Source organism: Streptomyces racemochromogenes, assembly GCF_044129415.1.
Taxonomy (GTDB): domain Bacteria; phylum Actinomycetota; class Actinomycetes; order Streptomycetales; family Streptomycetaceae; genus Streptomyces; species Streptomyces racemochromogenes_A.
On the sequence record NZ_JBBDHD010000055.1, the window covers coordinates 18,035 to 39,770 of the forward strand.

The following is a 21,736-nucleotide window of genomic DNA, read 5'->3' on the forward strand; positions in this document are numbered from 1 at the left end:
GCCCTCCGGCGGCAGCGTCCGGCCGGCCGCCCCGCGCGGCCGGCCGCCCTGTTCGCCCAGTGGTCCTGCCCCGCTGAGGACCGCCCGGTGCGGGTAGCGTGTTGCACCACACAGGCCCCGGCGCTTCGGGGCCCGGAGCGGGAGCGGCACGGAGACATGAGTACGCAGAGCAGGCTGACGCACATCGACGAGGCCGGCGCGGCCCGGATGGTCGACGTATCGACAAAGGACGTCACCACCCGCACGGCGCGCGCCAGCGGCCGCGTCCTGGTCTCGTCCCGGGTGATCGAGCTGCTGCGCGGCGAGGGAGTGCCCAAGGGCGACGCCCTCGCCACCGCGCGGATCGCCGGGATCATGGGGGCCAAGAAGACCCCCGACCTGATCCCGCTCTGCCACCCGCTGGCCGTCTCGGGGGTGAAGGTGGACCTGAAGGTCGCCGACGACGCCGTCGAGATCCTCGCCACCGTCAAGACCACCGACCGCACGGGCGTGGAGATGGAGGCGCTGACCGCCGTCGCCGTCGCCGGGCTCACCGTGATCGACATGGTGAAGGCCGTCGACAAGGGCGCGGTCATCACCGACGTCCGGGTGGAGGAGAAGACCGGCGGCAAGTCCGGCGACTGGACGCGCTCGTGACGCCCCCGCGCGGCGGCGAGGTCCACAGCCACGTGCCGCCCGCGGCCGGCGGCGCCCGGGAGACGGCCCCCGCCGCCGGCGGCGCGCCCGCCCCCCGCGGCCTGGTGGTCACCGCCTCCAACCGCGCCTCGCAGGGCGTGTACGCGGACAAGGGCGGTCCGCTGCTGGCCGAGGCCCTGGAGAAGCTGGGCTTCGCCGTCGACGGCCCGCGCGTCGTCGCGGACGGCGACCCGGTCGAGGCGGCGCTGCGCGAGGGCGTCGCCGCCGGGTACGAGGTCATCCTGACCACGGGCGGCACCGGCATCTCGCCGACCGACCGGACCCCCGAGGCGACCGCCCGCGTGCTCGACTACGAGATCCCGGGCATCCCCCAGGCCATCCGCGCCGAGGGCCTGGCCAAGGTGCCGACCGCCGCCCTGTCGCGGGGCCTGGCCGGCGTGGCGGGCCGCACGCTGATCGTGAACCTGCCCGGCTCCACGGGCGGGGTCAAGGACGGCCTCGCGGTGCTGTCGCGGATCCTGCCGCACGCCGTCGACCAGATCCGGGGCGGCGACCACCCCAGACCGGACGCGGCCCCCGGGAGCCCGAGCTGAACGGCCCGTCCTGGCCGGTGGTGCTGGCGGACGGCGACGTCACGCTGCGGCCCATAAAACTGCGTGACCAGCGCGCCTGGCGCGAGGTCAACCAGCGCAACCGCGACTGGCTGCGGCCGTGGGAGGCCACCATCCCGCCGCCCGCGCCGTGGGGACCGGTGATCCACCGGCCGACGTACCGGCAGATGGTCCGCCACCTGCGGACGGAGGCGAACGCGGGCCGGATGCTGCCGTTCGTCATCGAGTACCAGGGGCGGCTGGTCGGCCAGCTGACCGTCGCCGGGATCACCTGGGGATCGATGTGCGCCGCCCACGTGGGCTACTGGGTGGACCGCGACGTGGCCGGCCGCGGGGTGATGCCGACGGCCGTCGCGCTCGCCGTGGACCACTGCTTCCTGAAGGTCGGCCTGCACCGCATCGAGGTGTGCATCCGCCCCGAGAACGGCCCGAGCCGCCGTGTCGTGGAGAAGCTGGGCTTCCGGGAGGAGGGTCTGCGACCGCGTTATCTGCACATCGACGGTGCGTGGCGTGACCACCTGGTCTTCGCGCTCACCGCCGAGGAGGTCCCGGAGGGGCTGCTGCGCCGCTGGAACCGGGTGCGCAAGAGGGAAAGCCCGCCGCCGTCGGCCACCCGCTAAAGGGGTAATCGCAAAAGCGTTCGAATTGTTGCTCGATTCGCCCATAACCTGATCCGAAGAATCACAAAAAAAGTCGGTGATATCAGCCGGATCGTGCGACACACCGGCCCAATTGGCTGATCCTGTCGGCCGTGCCCCTCTACGGTGTGGGGTGTGAGCAGCAGCGGCCTCATCTACGCAGTCATCGTCGGGGCCTGGGCCGCCTACTTGGTGCCCATGTGGCTCCGGAGGCAGGACGAGCTGAACGAAGCGCGTCCGACGGAACGCTTCTCCACTGCCATCCGGCTGCTTTCCGGCCGGGCGGGAATGGAGCGCCGTTACGCCAAGGGGCTGCGTGAGCGCGGTGAAGTCCAGGCGGAGCCCCAGCCCCACGCGGACCCGGACGCGGTGACGGAAACGGTGAATTCCGTGGACGCCGACGCCCGGGCCCTCGGCGTGTCCCCGACCAGGGCCGAACCGAGATCGGTCGAGGTCGAACGGGTCGAGCGGGTCCGGCGCCAGCAGCGCCTCCAGGTCCTCGCACGCCGTCGGCGCACCACCGCCCTGCTCTTCCTCGCCTTCAGCGGCGGCGCCATCGCCGCCGCCGTCGGCGGGCTGCGCTACCTGTGGGCGCCGGCCGTCCCCGCCCTCCTGCTGAGCGCGTACATCGTGCACCTGCGCGTCCAGGAACGGCGGCGCTACGAGTTCACCATGGACCGCCGCCGCGCCGAGGCGGCCGCCCGCGCCCTGCGCGAGAGCCGCTCCCGCCACCGCGACCCCGAGCCCGCGGGCGCCGCCGAGCCGGACCCCGCGCCGCCGGTCTCCCCGCAGGAGGCCGGGCGCCGCGCGCTCGTCGAGCAGACCGACCACGCCGAGTGGGTCGACCAGCAGCGCGAGCGCGAGCGCGGCCCGGCGCGCGGCGACAGCTGGGAACCCGTACCCGTCCCGCTGCCCACGTACGTGACGGCCCCCGTCGCCCCGCGCGCCACCGGGCCGGTCAACCCGGACGGCTGGAGTGCCACCCGTTCGAGTGCCGCCGAGCCCACCAACCCCCGGCTGCGCGCCCAGCCCGGCCCGGCCCCCGCCAAGCCGGAGCCCCAGCCCCACCCGGCCACCCCGCGCCCGCGCGGCCGCGAGGCCGGCCGGACCCCGCTCTTCGACCAGTACGAGAGCGACGACCGGCCGCGCGCCGCGAACGAGTGACCGTCCCCGCGTCCGCCGGGTGACCTGCGCGGACCCGGCCGGAGGCGGCCGGCGCACCCCGCGGGCCGGCCGCGGGGAACGCGTTTTGGACCAGCGGCGCAGGGATGCTAATGTTTCACACGTCGCAAGGGCCTGTGGCGCAGTCTGGTAGCGCACCTCGTTCGCATCGAGGGGGTCTGGGGTTCAAATCCCCACAGGTCCACAGACGATGAAGGTCCCGTCCGATCGCAAGATCGGACGGGACCTTCTGCTTTTCCTGAAGATCCGTCACGTCACACTGGGGCGCATGACGAACCAGGACGGCGCCACGGCGCAGGCGTGGAAAGCCCTCGGCGGCGCCGAGGGGCTGGCGGAGCGGGTGGAGTACCGGGGGCCGAGCGGCCTGGAGGGGCCACTGCCGGTGCGGGAGTTGGCGCGGGCCACCGTCGGCGTGTGCGCGCTCGCGGCGGCCGAGCTGGCCGCCGTACGGGCCGGGGCTTCGGCCCTGGACGCGGCTCCCGTGGTGGTGGACGAGGGGGCCGTGGCGACGGCTTTCGTCAGCGAACGCCACCTCCGGGTGGAAGGCCGTGCCCCGGTGGGCTTCGCCCCGCTGTCGGGGTTCTGGCGGGCCGCCGACGGGTGGGTGCGCACCCACGCCAACTATCCGCACCACGAGGCGGCCCTCGTACGGGCCCTCGGCGTGCCCGCGACCCAGGAGGCCGTGCGCGGGGCCCTCGCCGCGCGCGGCGCCGTGGAGGTGCAGGAGCTCGTCCACGCGGAGGGCGGGCTGGCCGTCGCGGTGGCGCCGGAGTACGGGGCCCCGCAGCCGCTGGTGGAGTGGACGCGGGGCGAGGCGCGCGACGGGCGTCCCCGGGGGCCGGCGCCCGAGCGGCTTCCGGCCGCGGGGGTGCGGGTGCTGGACCTGACCCGGGTCATCGCCGGGCCCGTCGCCACCCGCACGCTCGGCGTGCTCGGGGCCGACGTGCTGCGGATCGACCCGCCGGGGCTGCCGGAGGCGGACGACGCGTACGCGGACACCGGGTTCGGGAAGCGCTCGGCCCTGCTGGACCTCGCGCGGCCGCAGGAGCGGGCGGTGCTGGAGGAACTGCTCGACGGGGCCGACGTCGTGGTCACGGGCTACCGGCCGGGGGCGCTGGAACGCTTCGGCCTGGGCGGGAGGCAACTGCTGGAGCGGCGGCCGGGGCAGGTGGTGGCCGAGCTGTGCGCGTGGGGGTGGCGGGGGCCGTGGGCCGGGCGGCGGGGGTTCGACTCGCTGGTGCAGGCCGGGTACGGGATCGCCGCCCGCTGTGCGGGGGAGGACGGGGTGCCGGGGGTGCTGCCGGCGCAGGCGCTGGACCACGGGACCGGGTACCTGGTGGCGGCGGGCGTCCTCAGGGCGCTGGCCGGCGGGGCCGGGGGGCTGCTGCGGTTCTCCCTGGCCGGGACGGCGTCGTGGCTGGTGCGGGACGTCCCGGGGGCGGGGCCGGGGGTGCCGGGGTACGAGGCGGGGCCGTGGCTGCGGGAGGGGCCGTCGGGGTACGGGACGCTGCGCCACGCGGTGAGTCCCCTCGGGGAGTGGCGGCGGGGGCCGTCGCGGTGGGGGAGTGACCGGCCGGAGTGGCTCCCGCGGTAGCGGGTGCGGGCGGCCGGGGGGTGCGGGCGCGTCCGGGGTGTGGGGCGCGCCCGAACGCCGGTGGGGCCGTCCGCGGCCCGCGCGGCGTTCGAGCGCCGGGGCGGTGCCGGCGGGCGGGTCAGGCGGGTGCGGCGGGCGACGGCAGCGGCTTCGCCATGCAGCGGCTCGACTCGTACTCCCGGTAGTACCCGAACTTCTCCGACAGCGTGTACCCCGACGACAGGTACAGCTCGATCGCCTCCGGCTGCCGGTCGCCCGTCTCCAGGACCATCCGGCGTCGGCCGGCCGCCGCCGCGTCGGCCTCCAGTTCGGCCAGGATGCGGCGGGCCAGGCCCTTTCCGCGGGCCTCGGGGACCACGTACATGCGCTTGATCTCGGCGTCGCCGTCCGAGTAGCCCTCGTCGTTGTGGTCCTGGGCGCGCCAGGCGCCGCTCGCCACCGGGGTGTCCGAGGCGTCGTACGCGAGCAGGTAGAGCCCGGACGGCGGGACGAACATCGCCGGGTCGAGGAAGGTGGCGTCGCCCTCGCCGTCGTAGCGCTCCTGGTATTCGAGCTGGACCTGGGCGTCGAGTTTCAGCGCGTCCGGGTGGTCGTACGGTACGGCGCGCAGGTGTATCCCGTGAGACATCAGAACATCGTACGGAAGGCTGCGGTTATGGTGCTGGGATGCTCACCGTGACCTCCGTGAATGTGAATGGGATCCGCGCCGCCGCGAAGAAGGGCTTCGTGGAGTGGCTCGCCGGATCCGATGCCGACGTCGTGTGCCTCCAGGAGGTACGGGCGGAGGAAGCGCAGATTCCGGTGGAGGCCCGGGAGCCCGCCGGCTGGCACACCGTGTTCGCTCCGGCCGCCGTGAAGGGCCGGGCCGGCGTCGCCCTGTATACGCGGAACTCACCTGAACGGGTGCAGGTGGGCTTCGGCAGTGACGAGTTCGACGCGAGCGGCCGGTACGTCGAGGTCGACCTGCCCGGTGTCACCGTGGCGAGCCTGTACCTGCCGTCCGGGGAGGCCGGGACGCAGAAGCAGGAGGAGAAGTACCGCTTCATGGCGGAGTTCCACACCTACCTCCAGGCGCTGAAGGTGCGGGCGGCCGCCGACGGCCGGGAGGTCGTGGTGTGCGGCGACTGGAACATCTGCCACCAGGAGGCCGACCTCAAGAACTGGAAGACCAACCGGAAGAACGCCGGCTTCCTGCCCGAGGAGCGGGAGTGGCTCGGGAAGGTGTACTCGGAGGCCGGGTACGTGGACGTCGTGCGCGTGCTGCACCCCGACACGGAGGGCCCGTACTCCTGGTGGTCCTACCGCGGGCGGGCCTTCGACAACGACGCCGGCTGGCGCATCGACCTCCAGGTCGCGACGCCGGGTCTGGCCGCCAGGGCCGTCAAGGCGTTCGTCGAGCGGGCCGAGACGCACCCGGAGCGCTGGTCGGACCACGCGCCGGTGACCGTCGTCTACGAGCTCGGCGTCTGAGGCGGACGGGGCGCCGCGGGGCCGCGCCGCTGGTGCAGGCGCTCCATGGCGCTCGTGAGTTCGGCCTCGACGACGCTCTTGGCGAGCGGGCGCAGACGGGTGACGGCCTCCTCCCCGAGGTGGCCGGAGATCAGTTCGGTGAAGAGCGCCGCCAGCGCGTCCGCGTGCTCGCGGACCCGGCGGCCCGTCTCCAGTACCGCGGCGAGGGGTACGCCTTCGCGGACCAGGGCGGAGGAGACGTCCAGCAGGCGCCGGCTGACGTGCACGATCTCTTCGCCGTCGGGGGCGAGGTAGCCGAGGTCGAGGGCGGCCGCCAGGTTCTCCGGGGTGACCTCGCCCTCGAAGTGGTCGGCCAGTGCCTCCGGTGTGAGCCGTACGGGGGTCTCGTCCGACCAGCCCATGCCGAGCAGCTCGCCGAGCTGGCCGACGTCGCGGCCCTTCTCGAAGGCGGCGGTGAGCTCGGCGATGCCGCCGAGGGTGTGGCCGCGTTCCAGCAGGGCGGCGATGGTGCGCAGGCGGGCCAGGTGCTGGTCGTCGTACCAGGCGATCCGGCCCTCGCGGCGCGGCGGCGGGAGCAGCTTGCGCTCTCGGTAGAAGCGCAGGGTGCGCACCGGGATGCCGGCGGCCTCGGCCAGCTCCTGGGTCCGGTACTCGCGCTTCACGGCCGCCTCCGCCTCCCACGTCCCCCGCGTCTCCACATGCGCAGCCTAGGGCGTACCCCCGGTAACTTTCCGGGCGCGACCCCTACCCATGGGTACGGAGCTGCTCTACGCTCCCGATTGTGCCAGTGATTGCTGGCAATGTTCGGATGAGTGTGACGGCGTGGCTTGACGTGGCTGGGACGGACTGCGGAAGCGGGAGGCGGCGGGCATGAGCGGCATGGACGGGCGCGGGCACGGGCGCGAGCACGTACGGGTGGCGGTGATCGGGTCGGGCTTCGGCGGACTCGGCGCGGCCGTCCGGCTGCGGCGCGAGGGGATCACGGACTTCGTCGTGCTGGAACGGGCCGACTCCGTCGGCGGCACCTGGCGCGACAACAGCTATCCCGGGTGCGCCTGCGACGTCCCCTCGCACCTGTACTCCTTCTCCTTCGCACCCAACCCCGACTGGCCCCGCACCTTCTCCGGGCAGCCGGCCATCCGCGCCTACCTGGAACACGTCACCGACACCTTCGGGCTGCGCCCGCACATCCGCTTCGGCCACGAGGTCCTGATGATGCGCTGGGACGCCGAGGAACTGCGCTGGGAGATCGACACCTCGGCGGGCGCCTTCACCGCCGACGTCGTGGTGTCGGCGACCGGCCCGCTGTCCGACCCGAAGATGCCGGAGATCCCCGGGCTGGACGAGTTCCCCGGGAAGGTCTTCCACTCCGCGCGCTGGGACCACGACTACGACCTGCGCGGCAAGCGCGTCGCGATGATCGGCACGGGCGCCTCCGCGATCCAGATCGTCCCCGCCATCGCCCCGAAGACGGCGCGCCTGACCCTCTTCCAGCGCACCCCTCCGTGGGTCATGCCGCGCACCGACCGGGCCATCAGTTCCCTCGAACGCCGGCTCCACCGGCAGCTGCCCTTCACCCAGGCGGCCCGGCGCGGGCTGCTGTGGGGGATCCGCGAACTCCAGGTCAGCGCCTTCACCAAGCGGCCGAACCAGCTCGGGCTGATCGAATCCCTGGCCAAGGCCAATATGGCGCGTTCCATCAAGGACCCGGTGCTGCGGGCCAAGCTGACGCCCTCGTACCGGATCGGCTGCAAGCGGATCCTGCTCTCCAGTGAGTACTACCCGGCGCTGGCCCGGCCCGACGTGGACCTGGTCGCCTCCGGGCTGAAGGAGGTGCGGGGCTCGGTCCTGGTCGCCGCCGACGGGACCGAGGCGGAGGTCGACGCGATCATCTTCGGCACCGGCTTCCACGTCACCGACATGCCCATCGCCGACCGGGTGGTCGGCGCGGACGGGCAGACCCTCGCCGACAGCTGGAAGGGCGGGATGCAGGCGCTGCGCGGGGCGACGGCGGCCGGCTTCCCCAACTGGATGACGATCATCGGCCCGAACACCGGCCTCGGCAACAGCTCCATGATCCTGATGATCGAGTCCCAGCTGAACTACATGGCCGACTACCTGCGTCAGCTGTCCCTCCTCGGCGACGGCCCCCGCGGCGGCCGCACCGCGCTCGCCGCCCGCCCCTCCGCCGTCAACCAGTGGAACCGGCGCGTACAGGCGCGCATGGAGCGGACGGTGTGGAACACCGGCGGCTGCACCAGCTGGTACCTGGACGCGCAGGGCCGCAACACCACGGTCTGGCCGGGTACGACGGGTGAGTTCCGGCGCGAGACGTTGACGGTCGACCTGGCCGAGTACGAGGTCGTACGGGTCCGCGGGCGCGAGCACGGCGCCCAGCGCCTCCCCGCGACCGCGGCGGCTACCGCCGGCAGTGCCACCGCCGGTGCCGCCGCTGGTGCCGCCGCTGCCGCCGCGGAGTCGGCCCCCGCCGGCGAGGGCGCGGCATGAGCCGGCCGCCGCGCGTCACCGCCGGGCGGTACGCGCCCCCCGCCGCCGCCCGCGAACTGGTCGCGGTCTCCGCCGACGGCTCCCGCCTGCACGTCGAGGTCCACGGCCCCGAGGGCGCCCCGGCCGTCGTCCTCTCCCACGGCTGGACCTGCTCCACCGCCTTCTGGGCCGCCCAGATCCGCGAACTGGCCGGCGACCACCGCGTCATCGCCTACGACCAGCGCGGCCACGGCCGCAGCCCGGCCGCCGCCGCGTACAGCACCACCGCCCTCGCCGACGACCTCGTCGCCGTGCTGGAGGCCACCCTCGCCCCCGGCGAGCGGGCCGTCGTCGCCGGGCACTCGATGGGCGGCATGACCGTCATGGCCGCCGCCGGCCGCCCCCGGTTCGCCGAGCACGCCGCGGCCGTCCTGCTGTGCAGCACCGGCAGCTCGCGGCTGGTCGCGGAGGCGACCGTGCTGCCGCTGCGCCCCGGGCGCGCGCGGACCCGTATGACCCGGGGACTGCTGGGGTCGCCCGCCCCGCTGGGACCCGTCACCCCCGCCACCCGGGCGGTCCTCAAGTACGCGACCATGGGCCCGGGCTCCGCGCCCGAACGGGTGGACGCCTGCGCGCGGATCGTGCACGCCTGCCCCGCGGGGGTGCGCCGCTCCTGGTCGCACGTACTGGCCGGCCTCGACCTGGACGAGGGGGTGGCCCGGCTGGCGGTGCCGACCGCCGTCATCGTGGGCCGCGACGACCGGTTGACCCCGGTCGTGCACGCCCGCGGGCTGGCGGCCGCGCTGCCGCACTGCGTCGGCCTGACCGAACTCACCGGAATAGGTCATATGACCCCCATTGAGGCGCCCGAAGCGGTGAGTTCCGCCCTGCGTGAGTTGACGTCCCGGTACCTCGCCGCGCACACGACGCACACGACGAACGCGGCCGCGACCGCGACCGAGAAGGAGAAGACGACGTGAGTGCTCGCAGCAGTCTGGAAGGCCAGGTCGCCGTCGTCACCGGCGCCGCTCGCGGGGTCGGTGAGCTGCTCGCCCGCAAGCTGTCCGCGCGCGGAGCGAAGGTCGCGCTCGTCGGCCTGGAGCCGGAGGCACTCAAGGAGGTCTCCGAGCGGCTGCACACCGACAGCGACCACTGGTACGCCGACGTCACCGACCACGAGGCGATGGCCCGGGTCGCGCAGGAGGTCAAACAGCGCTTCGGCAAGGTGGACATCGTCGTCGCCAACGCGGGCGTCGCCTCCGGCGGCCCGTTCGTCGACTCCGACCCGGAGGCCTGGCGACGGGTGATCGAGGTCAACCTGATCGGCGGGGCGGTGACCGCCCGCGCCTTCCTGCCCGTCCTCATGGAGAGCCGCGGCTACTTCCTCCAGATCGCCTCGCTCGCCGCGATCACCCCCGCGCCGATGATGTCGGCGTACTGCGCCTCCAAGTCCGGTGTCGAGGCCTTCGCGCACTGCCTGCGCGCCGAGGTCGGATACAAGGGGGTCAGGGTCGGCGTCGGCTACCTCTCCTGGACCGACACCGACATGGTCCGCGGCGCCGACCAGCACGACGTGATGCGCGAACTGCGCGGCCGCCTGCCCTGGCCGGCGAACCGGACCTACCCGCTCGGCCCGGCCGTCGACCGGATCGTCGCCGGCATCGAGCGGCGTTCGGCGCACGTGTACGCGCAGTGGTGGCTGCGGGGCACGCAGGGCGTGCGCGGCTACCTGCCGGCGGTCATCGCGGCGGGCGGACGGCGCGAGATGAAGCGCTTCGAACCCCGGCTGGCCGGAGTGCCCAGGGGGCTGGTGGGTGCGGGCGGAGCCGCCGACGAACAGGAGCGCACCCGGAGCCGCTGATCAAAATGCGGCATTTGTGCCTTCGTGTCAGTCTGGTCGAGCCCCACCACCAACACCCCTCAGGGAGTGCACGCATGGGTATCAAGGACCAGTTCCAGGACAAGGCGGAGCAGCTCAAGGCGAAGGCCCAGCAGGGCGCGAAGGGCGCGAAGGGCGCGAAGGGCGAGGCGTCCTCGCGTGCGCAGCAGGCCGAGCCGAAGAAGCCGCAGGCGCACCAGCCGGCCGACGACGTCCGCGACGAGCTCGACGAGACCTGGGCCTGACCCGGTCCTGCACGGCGCCGAGGGGCGCGACCCGTACGTCTCACGGGTCGCGCCCCTTGTGCTGTGCGCTGTGCGCGACGCGCGCTACGGCCGTGGCGGCAGCTTCGGCCGGCGGCCGTCCGGGACGTCCGTGTAGCCGGGCGGGATCGCGGCCGGGTCCTGCTCCAGCAGCTCCAGCGCCAGGTACACCGCGTCGTCGAGCTGCGCGTGGCGGCCCTCCGCCCAGTCGAGGGGGGTGCGCATGATCTCCAGGTCCGGCTCCACACCGTGGTTCTCCACCGACCAGCCGTACTCCGGGAACCAGGCGGCGTTCATCGGCACGGTGATGACCGTGCCGTCGCCCAGCCTGTGCCGGCCCGTCATGCCGACGACCCCGCCCCAGGTGCGCTGGCCGACCACCGGGCCCAGGCCGAGCAGTTTGAACGCGGCGGTGATCATGTCCCCGTCGGAGGAGGTCGCCTCGTCGGCCAGGGCCACGATCGGGCCGCGCGGCGCGTTGGAGGCGTAACTGACCGGCTGGGCGTCGCGGGTGAGGTCCCAGCCGAGAATCGATCGGGTGAGTTTCTCGACGACGAGTTCACTGATGTGCCCGCCGGCGTTGCCGCGCACGTCGACGATCAGGGCGGGCCGGGACATCTCCATCCGCAGGTCGCGGTTGAACTGGGCCCAGCCCGAGCCGCCCATGTCGGGGATGTGCAGGTAGCCGCAGCGCCCGCCGCTGATCTCGCGGACCACGGCGCGGCGCTTGGACACCCAGTCCTGGTAGCGCAGCGGCCGTTCGTCGACGAGCGGGACGACCGCGACGCGCCGGGACCGGCCCTCGCCCCCGGCCGGGGTGAACGTCAGCTCCACGGTGGTGCCCCCGGCCGCCGCGAGCAGCGGGTAGGGGCCGGCGACCGGGTCGACGGGCCGGCCGTCGACGTGGGTCAGTACCGCGCCCTCGCGGATGCCGGTGCCGGCGAGCGGGGAGCGGGCCTTGGAGTCGGAGGACTCGCCGGGCAGGATGCGCGCGACCACCCACCCCTCATCGCGGCGCACCAGGTTGGCGCCGAGCAGGCCGATCGCCCGCTGGTAGTGGGGCGGGCCCTCGTTGCGGCGGGCGGGGGAGACGTACGCGTGCGAGGTGCCGAGTTCGCCGAGGACCTCGCGCAGCAGGTCGGCGAACTCGTCGGGGGAGGCGACCCGTTGGACCAGGGGCCGGTACTGGCTCAGCACCGCGTCCCAGTCGATGCCGCACATGTTCGGTTCCCAGAAGTACGCGCGGATGAGCCGGCCGGCCTCCTCGTACGCCTGCCGCCACTCGGCCGCCGGGTCCACCTCGTGCAGGATGCGGCGCAGGTCGAGGTAGACGGTGGAGTCGCCGTCACCCGATTCGGTGGCCGGTACGGCGCGGAGGTCACCGTCGTCGTTGACGACGAGGCGGGTGCCGTCGCCGCTGACCGCGAACCAGTCCAGCCCGGAGGCCAGTTCGGTCTTGCGGGCCTTGGTCATGTCGAAGTGCTCCAGCGTCGGCTTGCCGCTGGTGTCGGCCGGGTTGGCGAATGTCTCGCCGAGCGCGCCGGAGATGGGCCAGCGCAGCCACACCAGTCCGCCGCCGCTCACGGGGTGCAGGGCCGAGTACTTCGACGCGGCCACGGGGAAGGGGGTGACCCGGCTCTCCAGGCCCTCCACCTCCACGGTCACCGTCCCGTCCCCCTCGCCGGGTTCCCCCTCGACGGGGTCGAGCCCGCCCGCCGCCGGGCGGCCGTCGGGGGAGAAGGCGAAGGGGGAGGGGGTGGCCGAGGACAGCGGCACCAGGTAGGGCCGGCAGCCCAGGGGGAAGGACAGGTCGCCGGTGTGGACGTCGTACACCGGGTCGAACCCGCGCCAGGACAGGAAGGCGAGGTAGCGGCCGTCCCGCGTGAAAACCGGGTTCTCGTCGGCGAAGCGGCCGTTGGTGACGTCGACGACGACGCATGCGCCCGGTCCGGAGATCTTCGCCATCTTGATCTGCCGCAGGGAGTGGCCGATGCCGGGGTGCGACCAGGTCAGCCAGCAGCCGTCGGGGGAGAAGGCGAGGTCGGTGACCGGCCCGTTGATGGAGCGGATCAGCTCGGTGACCTCCCCGTCGGACTCCTCGGTCGCGTCGATGAGCAGCAGCCGTCCGTCGTTGGAGGCGACGGCGAGCCGCTCGCCGTCCGGATCGGACAGCAGTTCGGTGACGCGGCCCAGCTCGCCCGAGGCCAGCCGGCGCGGCTCGCGTTCGCCGGAGGCGCGGGGGAGGTAGGCGATCTCGATGGCGTCCTCGCCCTCGGCGTCGGTCACGTAGGCGACCTGCCCGCCGCTGCCGAGCATCTCCGGCAGGCGGACCCGTACGCCGGGGGTGTCGGCGATGGTCCGGGCCGGGCCGTCGCGGTGGGTGAGCCAGTACAGGCTGCCGCGGATGACGACGGCGCTGGCCCGGCCGGTGGTGTCCACGGACAGGGAGTCGACGTGGCTGGCGGCGGGAACCTGGTACGTGCGCCGTCCCGCGCGCGGGCCGCCGAGGCGGACGTCGAGCCGGCGCGGGGAGGCGTCCTCGGCGAGGGAGTCCACCAGCCAGAGGTCGCCGGCGCACTGGTAGACGACGCGCGAGCCGTCGCTGGAGGCGTGGCGGGCGTAGAAGTCCTCGTGGTCGGTGTGGCGGCGCAGGCCGGTGCCGTCGGGCAGACAGGAGTAGAGGTTGCCGATGCCCTCGTGGTCGGAGAGGAAGGCGATGCGGCCGCCGACGAACATCGGTGCTTCGATGTGGCCCTCGATGTCCTCCAGCAGGCGCTTGCCGTGGAGCCAGAGCCGGCCGGTGGCGCCGCCGCGGTAGCGCTTCCAGGCGGCGGGCTCGTGCGGGGGCTTGCCGGTCAGCAGCAGGCTGCGGTGCTCGCCGTCGATGTCGGCGACCTGGATGTCGGAGACGGGGCCCCAGGGCAGGCGGCCGCCGGGGCTGCCGTCGGTGGGCAGCTTGTAGGCCCAGGAGTAGTACGAGAACGGCTGCCCGTGCGAGGAGACGGCCAGGATGTTGCCGTCGGGGTCCCAGCCGCAGACGCGGGTGTCGGTGGAGCCCCAGTAGCTGAGCCGGCGGGCCGGCCCGCCGTCGACGGGGGCGAGGTGGATCTCGGGGTCGAGGCTGCGCCAGGTGGTGAACGCGATGTGCCGTCCGTCGGGGGAGAAGCGGGGGTGGCCGACCCGGGTGCGGTCGACGGAGATCCGCCAGGCCCGGCCCGGGGTGTCGCCCTCGGGGACCAGGGGGGCGACCCACAGGTCGTCCTCGGTGGCGAAACACAGCAGTTCGTCGTGCAGGTGCGGGAAGCGGAGATACGCGACGTCGTGACTCACCCCACAATGCTTTCCGCGCCAGGGGGGTGCGGCAACTCGTACAGGTGGTCCATGGGGTGTTCGCCCGTATGCCCGTCCGTGTGACCGACGCCACCGTCATATCGAAACGGAACGGTTTCGTTTCGTTAAGGGTGAGCGGTAGTCTCTTCGGTGTACGAAACCGTTTCGTTCGGATGGGTGGTCGTGATGAAGGGAAGCTGCCGGGTCACCGACGCGATGTCGGCACGGCGCAGCCGGATCACCCCCGAGCGGGAGGCCGAGCTCCACGAGGCGGTCCTCGACCTCCTCCGCGAGGTCGGCTACGAGGCGCTGACCATGGATGCGGTCGCCGCCCGCACGAAGTCCAGCAAGGCCACCCTCTACCGCCAGTGGGGGAGCAAGCCGGAGCTGGTCGCCAAGGCCCTTCGATGTACCCAGCCGGTCTCCCTGCGGGAGATCGACACGGGCACCCTGCGCGGTGACTTCGCCCGCATGGTCGCGCACTCCGACGACGCGCAGATGGCCAAGGACACCGCTCTCATGCGGGGTCTGGCCCACGCCGTCCACGAGAGCCCGGAGCTGCACCGGGCGCTGCGGGACCTGCTGGTCGACCCGGAGATCAACGGCCTCCAGGCCATGCTCCGGCGCGCGGTGGAGCGGGGCGAGGTCCGCCCGGACTGTCCGGCGCTGGACTTCGTACCGCACATGCTGATCGGGGCGTTCATCGCCCTGCCGCTGATCGAGGACCGGTCCGTCGACCGGGCGTTCCTCACCCAGTTCATCGACGCCGTGGTCTTCCCCGCCCTCGGCGTCTGACTCCCACAAGAACCGCCTGCTGCTCCTGACACGCCGCTCTCGTCGTCGGGCCGGCTTTCCACGCCCTGATCCGCCCATGGCCCCGGCCGTATGGGCGCAGGATCCATCCCACGACCTGAAACGGGAGAACCACGACGTGGTCACCTTCCTCTACCGGCTCGGGCGCGGCGCCTTCAGGCGCCGCGGCCTCGTCGCCCTCATATGGGTGGCGCTGCTGTTCGCCGCCGGCTTCGGCGCCGCGACGGCCGCCGCGCCGACCTCCGGTTCGTTCTCGATCCCCGGCACCGAGGCCCAGAAGGCCTTCGACCTGCTGGACAAGAAGTTCCCGGGCATGTCCGCCGACGGCGCGACCGCCCGGATCGTCGTCAAGGCCCCGGCCGGCGCGAAGGTCACCGACCAGGGCCCCAAGGCCGAGGTCGAGAAGCTGATCTCGGGCCTGAAGCAGGGCGACGGTGCCACCCAGGTCGCCACCGTCGACGACCCGTACCAGATGCAGGCGGTGAGCCAGGACGGCTCCACCACCTACATCACGGTGAAGTACAAGGTCAGCGGCATGGAGCTGAAGGACGTCACGCGTGACGCCCTGAAGGACTCCGGGCACGACGCGCAGAAGGCCGGCCTCCAGGTGGAGATCGGTGGCGACGCGCTGATGGAGGCCCCTGAGACGGGCTCCGGCGAGGCCATCGGCATCCTGATCGCCGGCGTGGTCCTGGTCATCACCTTCGGCTCGCTGGTCGCGGCCGGGCTGCCGCTGCTGACCGCGCTGATCGGGGTGGGCATCGGCGTCTCCTCGATCACCGCGCTCGCCAACGTGCTGGACCTCGGCTCCACCACCTCCACCCTCGCGATGATGATCGGCCTCGCGGTCGGCATCGACTACGCGCTGTTCATCGTCTCCCGCTACCGCGTGGAGCTCGCCGAGGGCCGCGAGCGCGACGAGGCCGCGGGCCGCGCCGCCGGAACCGCCGGCTCCGCGGTGGTGTTCGCCGGTCTGACCGTGGTCATCGCCCTGGTGGGCCTGGCCGTCGTCAACATCCCGATGCTGACCAAGATGGGTGTCGCGGCCGCCGGAACGGTGGTCATCGCCGTACTCGTCGCCCTGACGCTGGTCCCGGCGATCCTCGGCTTCGCGGGGAAGAAGGTGCTGCCCGCCGGCGAGAAGAGCAAGATCTTCGGCAAGGGCAGGCCGGCCGGCGCCGAGGAGAAGCCCAACGGCGGCACGCGCTGGGCGCGCTTCGTCCTGCGCCGCCCGGTGATGGTGCTGCTGGTCGGTGTGATCGGCCTGGGCGCCGTCGCGGTGCCGGCGAGCAAGCTGGAGATGGGCCTGCCGGACGACGGCTCCAAGCCGGTCTCCACCAGCCAGCGCAAGGCGTACGACATGCTGTCCGAGGGCTTCGGCCCGGGCTTCAACGGTCCGCTGATGGTGGTGGTGGACGGCGACAAGGCGCTAGCCGACCGGACCGTCGACCGGATCAAGGGGCTGGAGGGCGTGGTCGCGGTGACCCCGCCGCACCAGAACCAGGCCAAGGACGCCGCTGTCATCAGCGTGATCCCGAAGGAGCGTCCGTCCTCGACGCAGACCGAGGACCTGGTCCACAAGATCCGCGAGGGCAACGGGAACGACGTGTTCGTCACCGGCGCGACCGCGATGAACATCGACTTCTCGCAGAAGATGAACGACGCGCTGCTGCCCTACCTGGCGCTCGTGGTCGGCCTGGCGTTCCTGCTGCTGATGCTGGTGTTCCGCTCGATCCTGGTTCCGCTCAAGGCGGCCCTCGGCTTCCTGCTGTCGGTCGTCGCCGCTCTCGGCGCGGTCGTCGCGGTGTTCCAGTGGGGCTGGCTCGGGTCCGTCTTCGGGGTGGAGCAGACCGGTCCGATCATGTCGATGATGCCGATCTTCATGGTGGGCGTGGTCTTCGGCCTGGCGATGGACTACGAGGTGTTCCTCGTCACCCGGATGAGGGAGGCGTACGTCCACGGCGAGCGCCCGGGCCAGGCCGTGGTGACCGGGTTCCGGTTCAGCGCCCGTGTGGTCGTGGCGGCCGCGGTCATCATGATCGCCGTCTTCTCCGGCTTCCTGGGCGCCAGCGACGCGATGGTGAAGATGATCGGCTTCGGCCTGGCCGTCGCCGTCCTGTTCGACGCCTTCGTGGTGCGCATGGCGATCGTTCCGGCGGTGCTGGCGCTGCTCGGCCACAAGGCCTGGTGGCTGCCCGCCTGGCTGGACCGGATCCTGCCCAACGTGGACGTGGAGGGCGAGAGCCTGCGCAAGCACCTGGGGGAGTCCGCGCCGGAGGCCGGGTCCCCGGAGGACCCCGACAAGCGGCGCGAGCTGGTCAACGCCTGACCCTCGGGCGGCTAATGCCACGCCGAAGCGGTGAGGCATGTGAGCCCCAGCCCCGCACCCGGATCCCCGGGTGCGGGGCCGGCCGCGTTCCGCTAGGCCGTACGGGTGGCCGCGGGCCGCGCGCCCGTGCCGGAGGCGGCGTACGTGTGGCGCAGGAAGCGGCGCAGGACGGCGCTGTCGAACTGGATGACGGCCACGCCCTCCGGGGAGTGGAACTCGACCACCGCCTGGACCCGGCCGCAGGGCCAGACCCGTACGTCCCCGGTCCCGGTCGGTGCGAGCAGGCCGGCCTCCAGCAGGGCGCGGGGGAAGACCCACTCGTTGTCGGTGTCCTCGGGGGACAGTTCGGCGGGGAAGACGATCCGTACGGCCAGCGGTTCGGCGGGGGTGAACCGCAGGGCGACGGGGATCGCGCGGTAGAGGGGGTCGTCGCTGATCACGCGGCCGGTGACCCGCTCCTCGACGGCCGCGGAGGTGGCTGGCGGATTCTCGGCGGTGGCTGACATCGACCGGACTCCTTGAATCGGAACATCTACGTCCGTATGTCCGTCCAGCCTCGCACATTCCCACGAAACCGCACGTATGTATTTGTGTGGCGGCGGCTCTTGCCAATCATTTGCAAGTGGGCACTACTCTTGAACGGTTGAACGCTCATGTGAGGAAGAGGAAGCGGAGCCGCTCCATGCACGTGCCCGACGGATTCATCGACGCGCCCGTCTCGGTGGCCGCAGGAGTGGCGGCCACCGCCGCTGTCGCGGTCAGCCTGCGCGGCGCCCGCCGTGAGCTCGACGAACGCACCGCCCCGCTGGCCGGCCTCGTCGCCGCGTTCATCTTCGCCGTGCAGATGCTGAACTTCCCGGTCGCCGCCGGCACCAGCGGGCACCTCCTCGGCGGCGCGCTCGCCGCGATACTCGTCGGCCCCTACACCGGCGTGCTCTGCGTCTCCGTCGTCCTGCTGATGCAGGGCATCCTCTTCGCCGACGGCGGCCTGACCGCGCTCGGCGTCAACATCCTGAACATGGCCGTGGTGACCGTCCTCGTCTCCTACGCCGTCTTCCGCGTCCTGCTGCGGCTCCTGCCCTCCGGCCGGCGCTCGGTCACCACCGCCGCGTTCGCCGGAGCCCTGCTCTCGGTGCCCGGCGCGGCCGTCATGTTCACCCTCCTCTACGCCCTCGGCGGCACCACCGACGTCCCGATCGGCAAGGTCTTCACCGCGATGGCCGGCGTCCACGTGCTCATCGGCATCGGAGAGGCACTGATCACCGCCGCGACCGTCGGCGCCGTGATCGCCGTACGCCCCGACCTGGTGCACGGCGCGCGCGGCCTGGCCGCCCCGCTGAAGCTGCGCGTCGGCGGCGAGCTCGTCGACGCCCCCGCCGCGGCGCCCGTCCCCGTCGCCGCCCGCTCCACCCGCAAGCTCTGGCTCACCGGCCTGGCCGCCGCCCTCGTGCTCGCCGGGTTCGTCTCCTTCTACGCCTCCGCCAGCCCCGACGGCCTGGAGAAGGTCGCCGCCGACCAGGGCATCGACGCCAAGGCGCGGGAGCACGCCACCGCCGGCTCCCCGCTCGCCGACTACAGCGTCAAGGACGTCGACGACGCCCGCCTGTCCGGCGGCCTCGCCGGGGTCATCGGCGTCGGCGCGACCGTCGCCGTCGGCAGCGGCGTCTTCTGGGTGGTGCGCCGCCGCCGCGCCCAGGACCTGACCGCGTCCTCCACGGCCGCCCCTTCGGCGGGCTGACGTGGGGGCCGGTCACGCGCACAGGCTCTACCGGCACGGGCACTCGCCCGTGCACGAGCTGCCGCCGCACTGCAAGATCGCCGCGACCGCCGCCTTCGTGATCGTCGTCGTGTCGACACCGCGCGAGGCGATGTGGGCCTTCGGCCTGTACGCCGTCCTCATCGCCGCCGTCGCCGCGGCGGCCCGGATCCCCGCGGGGTTCCTGCTGCGACGGCTGCTGATCGAGGTGCCGTTCGTGCTGTTCGCCGTGCTCATGCCGTTCGTGTCACAGGGCGAGCGGGTCGACGTCCTCGGTGTGTCGCTGAGCGTCTCCGGACTGTGGGGCGCCTGGAACGTCCTCGCCAAGGGCACCCTCGGCGTGGCCGCCTCCGTGCTCCTGGCATCCACGACCGAACTGCGGGCCCTGCTGCTGGGCCTCCAGCGGCTGAAGCTGCCGCCGCTGCTCGTGCAGATCGCCTCCTTCATGATCCGGTACGGGGACGTCATCACCGACGAACTGCGCCGGATGTCCATCGCCCGCCGCTCGCGCGGCTTCGAGGCGCGCGGGATCCAGCACTGGGGGGTGCTCGCCAAGACCGCCGGCGCCCTCTTCATCCGCTCCTACGAGCGCGGCGAGCGGGTGTACCTCGCGATGGTCAGCCGCGGCTACGCCGGTTCCATGCCGGTGATCGACGACGTCACGGCCACCCGCGCCCAGTGGGCGTACTCGGCCGTGCTCCCGGTGACGGCGCTCGCCGTCTGTCTGATGGGTTGGACGCTGTGACCGCTCCCTCCGCCTCTAATGCCTCCGCAGCCCTCACTGGCGTTAGCCGTCCGGTGCCTTCGCTGGAGGTGTCCGGGGTCGCCTACGCCTACCCCGACGGGCACCAGGCCCTCTTCGGCGTCGACCTCACCGTCGGCCGCGGCGAACGCGTCGCCCTGCTCGGCCCCAACGGAGCCGGGAAGACCACCCTCGTCCTGCACCTCAACGGCATCCTGGGCGGCGGCGTCGGCTCCGTCACCGTGGCCGGCCTGCCCGTGGAGAAGCGCAACCTGGCCGAGATCCGGCGCCGCGTCGGCATCGTCTTCCAGGACCCCGACGACCAGCTGTTCATGCCGACCGTCCGCGAGGACGTGGCCTTCGGCCCGGCCGCCGCCGGCCTGCGCGGCGCAGAGCTGGAGACGCGGGTCCGCGAGGCCCTCGAACAGGTCGGCATGGCCGCCTTCGCCGACCGCCCCCCGCACCACCTGTCCTTCGGCCAGCGGCGCCGGGTGGCGGTGGCGACCGTACTGGCCATGCGGCCGGAGATCCTCGTCCTGGACGAGCCCTTCTCCAACCTCGACCCCGCCTCGCGGCGCGAGCTGGCCGACATCCTGCGGGCGCTCGACGTCACCGTGCTGATGGTGACGCACGACCTCCCGTACGCCCTGGAGCTCTGCCCGCGCTCGGTGATCCTCAGCGAGGGGGTCATCGCCGCCGACGGGCGCACCCGGGACCTGCTGTGCGACGAGGAGCTGATGGGCGCGCACCGGCTGGAGCTGCCGTTCGGATTCGACCCGCGTTCCGTGGCCGCGGCATAAGCGCAGGTCCGCGGTTGTTGGGGTGCTCGTGAACATCCAGGGTGTGGTGACCGGGGGCTTCGAGCCCGTACGAGAGGCCTTCGCGCGCAACTTCGAGGTCCTCGGGGACCGGGGCGCGGCCGTGACCGTGTACCGGGACGGCCGCAAGGTCGTCGACCTGTGGGGCGGTACGAAGGACGCCGACGGCAGCGAGCCCTGGGCCGAGGACACCACGACGATCGTGCGCTCGGCGACCAAGGGCGTGGCCGCGGCCGTACCGCTGCTGCTGCACCAGCGCGGACTGCTGGACCTGGACGCGCCGGTGAGCTCGTACTGGCCGGAGTTCAAGGCGGGCGGCAAGGAACGCACCCTGGTCCGTCACCTGCTCGCGCACCAGGCCGGCGTCCCCGCCCTGGATCGGGGCCTGACCGTGGCGGAGGCCGTCGACGGGGTGTCGGGGGCGCGGGCGGTCGCGGCGCAGCAGGCGTTCTGGGAGCCGGGCAGCGCGCACGGCTACCACGCGCAGACCTTCAGCTGGCTGGTGTCCGAGCTGGTGCTGCGGGCCACCGGGCGCACCGTCGGCGGGATCCTGGCCGAGGAGATGGCCGAGCCGCTCGGCCTGGACTTCTGGATCGGGCTGCCGGAGAGCGAGGCGCACCGGGTGGGCCGGGTGGCTCCGGTCGAGCCGCCGCCGAGTGCGGGGCTGCTGAAGACGCGGCCGAGGAGAAACGTTTCGGAGGCGTACGCCGACCCGGAGTCCCTCACCCGTCGCGCCTTCGCCGCCATCGACCCGCAGCCGGACGAGAACGACCCCGTCTACCAGGCGGCGGAGCTCCCCGGGTCGGCCGGCATCGGCACGGCGCGCGCCCTGGCGCGCTTCTACGCGGCGACCATCGGGGTGGTGGAGGGCGGGGCGCGGATCTTCACCCCGGCGACCACCGCGCTGGCCGGCACCGAGTTCGCGGCGGGCCCCGACCGGGTGCTGGTCGTGGGGACCCGCTTCGGCCCCGGCTACATGCTGCACGGGCCGGCGTCCCCGCTGCTGTCCCCGGCCTCCTTCGGCCACCCGGGCCGCGGCGGCTCGCTGGCCTTCGCGGACCCGGAGGCGGGCATCGGCTTCGGCTACGTCACCAACGCGCACGCCAAGTCGGTCACCGCCGACCCGCGTGCGCAGGCGCTGGTGCGGGCGCTGCGTTCCTGCCTGTAGCGCTTTGTCGCTTTGGCGCT

The 21,736-nt window shown here is 73.1% G+C and carries 20 protein-coding genes and 1 tRNA gene; 17 read left to right on the forward strand and 4 right to left on the reverse strand.

Annotated features, from left to right (window positions below; translation table 11 throughout):
* The first annotated feature begins 156 nt into the window (after positions 1 to 156).
* The 6 genes from moaC (at position 157) to WDV06_RS20895 (ending at position 4,661) form a co-directional block, all read left to right on the forward strand.
* Complete coding sequence (gene moaC, locus WDV06_RS20870) at positions 157 to 636, forward strand: cyclic pyranopterin monophosphate synthase MoaC (RefSeq protein WP_395511272.1); 480 nt, start codon at positions 157 to 159, stop codon at positions 634 to 636.
* Between the two features lie 32 nt (positions 637 to 668).
* The gene (locus WDV06_RS20875; RefSeq protein ID WP_395511295.1) at positions 669 to 1,229 is read left to right on the forward strand and encodes a MogA/MoaB family molybdenum cofactor biosynthesis protein; all 561 of its coding nucleotides are present in this window, start codon (positions 669 to 671) and stop codon (positions 1,227 to 1,229) included.
* Between the two features lie 17 nt (positions 1,230 to 1,246).
* Positions 1,247 to 1,867: a GNAT family N-acetyltransferase gene (locus WDV06_RS20880; protein WP_395511273.1), complete on the forward strand. Its 621-nt coding sequence runs from the start codon at positions 1,247 to 1,249 to the stop codon at positions 1,865 to 1,867.
* Between the two features lie 153 nt (positions 1,868 to 2,020).
* Positions 2,021 to 3,049: a divisome protein SepX/GlpR gene (gene sepX, locus WDV06_RS20885; RefSeq protein WP_395511274.1), complete on the forward strand. Its 1,029-nt coding sequence runs from the start codon at positions 2,021 to 2,023 to the stop codon at positions 3,047 to 3,049.
* Between the two features lie 128 nt (positions 3,050 to 3,177).
* A tRNA-Ala gene (locus WDV06_RS20890) sits at positions 3,178 to 3,251 on the forward strand.
* 84 nt (positions 3,252 to 3,335) lie between these two features.
* The gene (locus WDV06_RS20895) at positions 3,336 to 4,661 is read left to right on the forward strand and encodes a CoA transferase (protein WP_395511275.1); all 1,326 of its coding nucleotides are present in this window, start codon (positions 3,336 to 3,338) and stop codon (positions 4,659 to 4,661) included.
* A gap of 118 nt (positions 4,662 to 4,779) precedes the next feature.
* On the opposite strand, the gene WDV06_RS20900 is transcribed toward WDV06_RS20895, so the two are convergent.
* A complete protein-coding gene (locus tag WDV06_RS20900) occupies positions 4,780 to 5,289 on the reverse strand; it encodes a GNAT family N-acetyltransferase (protein ID WP_395511276.1) in 510 nt (169 codons plus the stop codon).
* Positions 5,290 to 5,327: 38 nt separating this feature from the next.
* Here WDV06_RS20900 and WDV06_RS20905 point away from each other — a divergent pair, with 38 nt between their 5' ends.
* Positions 5,328 to 6,131 carry an exodeoxyribonuclease III gene (locus WDV06_RS20905; RefSeq protein ID WP_395511277.1) on the forward strand — a complete coding sequence of 268 codons (804 nt, stop codon included), beginning with the start codon at positions 5,328 to 5,330 and terminating at the stop codon, positions 6,129 to 6,131.
* Here the strand turns inward: WDV06_RS20905 and WDV06_RS20910 are convergent.
* Entirely contained in the window at positions 6,113 to 6,829 is a 717-nt protein-coding gene (locus WDV06_RS20910) for a MerR family transcriptional regulator (RefSeq protein WP_395511278.1), read from the reverse strand. The genes WDV06_RS20905 and WDV06_RS20910 overlap by 19 nt on opposite strands.
* A gap of 181 nt (positions 6,830 to 7,010) precedes the next feature.
* Between WDV06_RS20910 and WDV06_RS20915 the strand changes: the two genes are divergently transcribed.
* The 4 genes from WDV06_RS20915 (at position 7,011) to WDV06_RS20930 (ending at position 10,742) form a co-directional block, all read left to right on the forward strand.
* Complete coding sequence (locus WDV06_RS20915) at positions 7,011 to 8,639, forward strand: flavin-containing monooxygenase (RefSeq protein WP_395511296.1); 1,629 nt, start codon at positions 7,011 to 7,013, stop codon at positions 8,637 to 8,639.
* Positions 8,636 to 9,598 (forward strand): alpha/beta fold hydrolase, encoded by a 963-nt coding sequence (locus tag WDV06_RS20920; protein WP_395511279.1) that lies wholly within the window; start codon positions 8,636 to 8,638, stop codon positions 9,596 to 9,598. Before WDV06_RS20915 ends, WDV06_RS20920 begins: the two co-directional genes overlap by 4 nt.
* Positions 9,595 to 10,479: an SDR family oxidoreductase gene (locus tag WDV06_RS20925; RefSeq protein WP_395511280.1), complete on the forward strand. Its 885-nt coding sequence runs from the start codon at positions 9,595 to 9,597 to the stop codon at positions 10,477 to 10,479. Before WDV06_RS20920 ends, WDV06_RS20925 begins: the two co-directional genes overlap by 4 nt.
* Positions 10,480 to 10,553: 74 nt before the next feature.
* Positions 10,554 to 10,742 carry a hypothetical protein gene (locus tag WDV06_RS20930; RefSeq protein ID WP_395511281.1) on the forward strand — a complete coding sequence of 63 codons (189 nt, stop codon included), beginning with the start codon at positions 10,554 to 10,556 and terminating at the stop codon, positions 10,740 to 10,742.
* Positions 10,743 to 10,826: 84 nt separating this feature from the next.
* Here the strand turns inward: WDV06_RS20930 and WDV06_RS20935 are convergent, their stop codons facing one another.
* The gene (locus tag WDV06_RS20935; protein ID WP_395511282.1) at positions 10,827 to 14,090 is read right to left on the reverse strand and encodes a S41 family peptidase; all 3,264 of its coding nucleotides are present in this window, start codon (positions 14,088 to 14,090) and stop codon (positions 10,827 to 10,829) included.
* 216 nt (positions 14,091 to 14,306) lie between these two features.
* Here WDV06_RS20935 and WDV06_RS20940 point away from each other — a divergent pair, with 216 nt between their 5' ends.
* Both WDV06_RS20940 and WDV06_RS20945 read left to right on the forward strand, forming a co-directional pair.
* Entirely contained in the window at positions 14,307 to 14,885 is a 579-nt protein-coding gene (locus WDV06_RS20940) for a TetR/AcrR family transcriptional regulator (protein WP_366450999.1), read from the forward strand.
* Positions 14,886 to 15,021: 136 nt separating this feature from the next.
* Complete coding sequence (locus WDV06_RS20945; protein WP_395511297.1) at positions 15,022 to 17,232, forward strand: MMPL family transporter; 2,211 nt, start codon at positions 15,022 to 15,024, stop codon at positions 17,230 to 17,232.
* A 92-nt stretch (positions 17,233 to 17,324) separates the two neighbouring features.
* Here WDV06_RS20945 and WDV06_RS20950 read toward each other — a convergent pair whose 3' ends face one another.
* Positions 17,325 to 17,738: an SsgA family sporulation/cell division regulator gene (locus WDV06_RS20950; protein WP_395511283.1), complete on the reverse strand. Its 414-nt coding sequence runs from the start codon at positions 17,736 to 17,738 to the stop codon at positions 17,325 to 17,327.
* 176 nt (positions 17,739 to 17,914) lie between these two features.
* On the opposite strand from WDV06_RS20950, the gene WDV06_RS20955 reads away from it, so the two are divergent.
* From WDV06_RS20955 to WDV06_RS20970, 4 genes are read left to right on the forward strand one after another with little or no spacing between them, the layout of a single operon-like run.
* Entirely contained in the window at positions 17,915 to 18,970 is a 1,056-nt protein-coding gene (locus WDV06_RS20955; RefSeq protein ID WP_395511284.1) for an energy-coupling factor ABC transporter permease, read from the forward strand.
* 1 nt (position 18,971) lies between these two features.
* Positions 18,972 to 19,733, forward strand: coding sequence for a cobalt ECF transporter T component CbiQ (gene cbiQ, locus WDV06_RS20960; RefSeq protein ID WP_395511285.1), 762 nt, complete (start codon positions 18,972 to 18,974; stop codon positions 19,731 to 19,733).
* The gene (locus tag WDV06_RS20965; protein WP_395511286.1) at positions 19,730 to 20,530 is read left to right on the forward strand and encodes an energy-coupling factor ABC transporter ATP-binding protein; all 801 of its coding nucleotides are present in this window, start codon (positions 19,730 to 19,732) and stop codon (positions 20,528 to 20,530) included. The genes cbiQ and WDV06_RS20965 overlap by 4 nt, the downstream gene beginning before the upstream one ends.
* Positions 20,531 to 20,558: 28 nt before the next feature.
* The gene (locus tag WDV06_RS20970; RefSeq protein ID WP_395511287.1) at positions 20,559 to 21,716 is read left to right on the forward strand and encodes a serine hydrolase domain-containing protein; all 1,158 of its coding nucleotides are present in this window, start codon (positions 20,559 to 20,561) and stop codon (positions 21,714 to 21,716) included.
* Positions 21,717 to 21,736 lie beyond the last annotated feature (20 nt).

Excerpts from the sequence above, each read along its gene's own strand:
- moaC (WP_395511272.1), top strand. The coding sequence starts at position 157 with ATGAGTACGCAGAGCAGGCTGACGCACATCGACGAGGCCGGCGCGGCC.
- WDV06_RS20895 (WP_395511275.1), top strand. The coding sequence starts at position 3,336 with ATGACGAACCAGGACGGCGCCACGGCGCAGGCGTGGAAAGCCCTCGGC.
- WDV06_RS20900 (WP_395511276.1), bottom strand. The coding sequence starts at position 5,289 with ATGTCTCACGGGATACACCTGCGCGCCGTACCGTACGACCACCCGGAC.
- WDV06_RS20905 (WP_395511277.1), top strand. The coding sequence starts at position 5,328 with ATGCTCACCGTGACCTCCGTGAATGTGAATGGGATCCGCGCCGCCGCG.
- WDV06_RS20915 (WP_395511296.1), top strand. The coding sequence starts at position 7,011 with ATGGACGGGCGCGGGCACGGGCGCGAGCACGTACGGGTGGCGGTGATC.
- WDV06_RS20920 (WP_395511279.1), top strand. The coding sequence starts at position 8,636 with ATGAGCCGGCCGCCGCGCGTCACCGCCGGGCGGTACGCGCCCCCCGCC.
- WDV06_RS20930 (WP_395511281.1), top strand. The coding sequence starts at position 10,554 with ATGGGTATCAAGGACCAGTTCCAGGACAAGGCGGAGCAGCTCAAGGCG.
- WDV06_RS20940 (WP_366450999.1), top strand. The coding sequence starts at position 14,307 with ATGTCGGCACGGCGCAGCCGGATCACCCCCGAGCGGGAGGCCGAGCTC.
- WDV06_RS20950 (WP_395511283.1), bottom strand. The coding sequence starts at position 17,738 with ATGTCAGCCACCGCCGAGAATCCGCCAGCCACCTCCGCGGCCGTCGAG.
- WDV06_RS20955 (WP_395511284.1), top strand. The coding sequence starts at position 17,915 with ATGCACGTGCCCGACGGATTCATCGACGCGCCCGTCTCGGTGGCCGCA.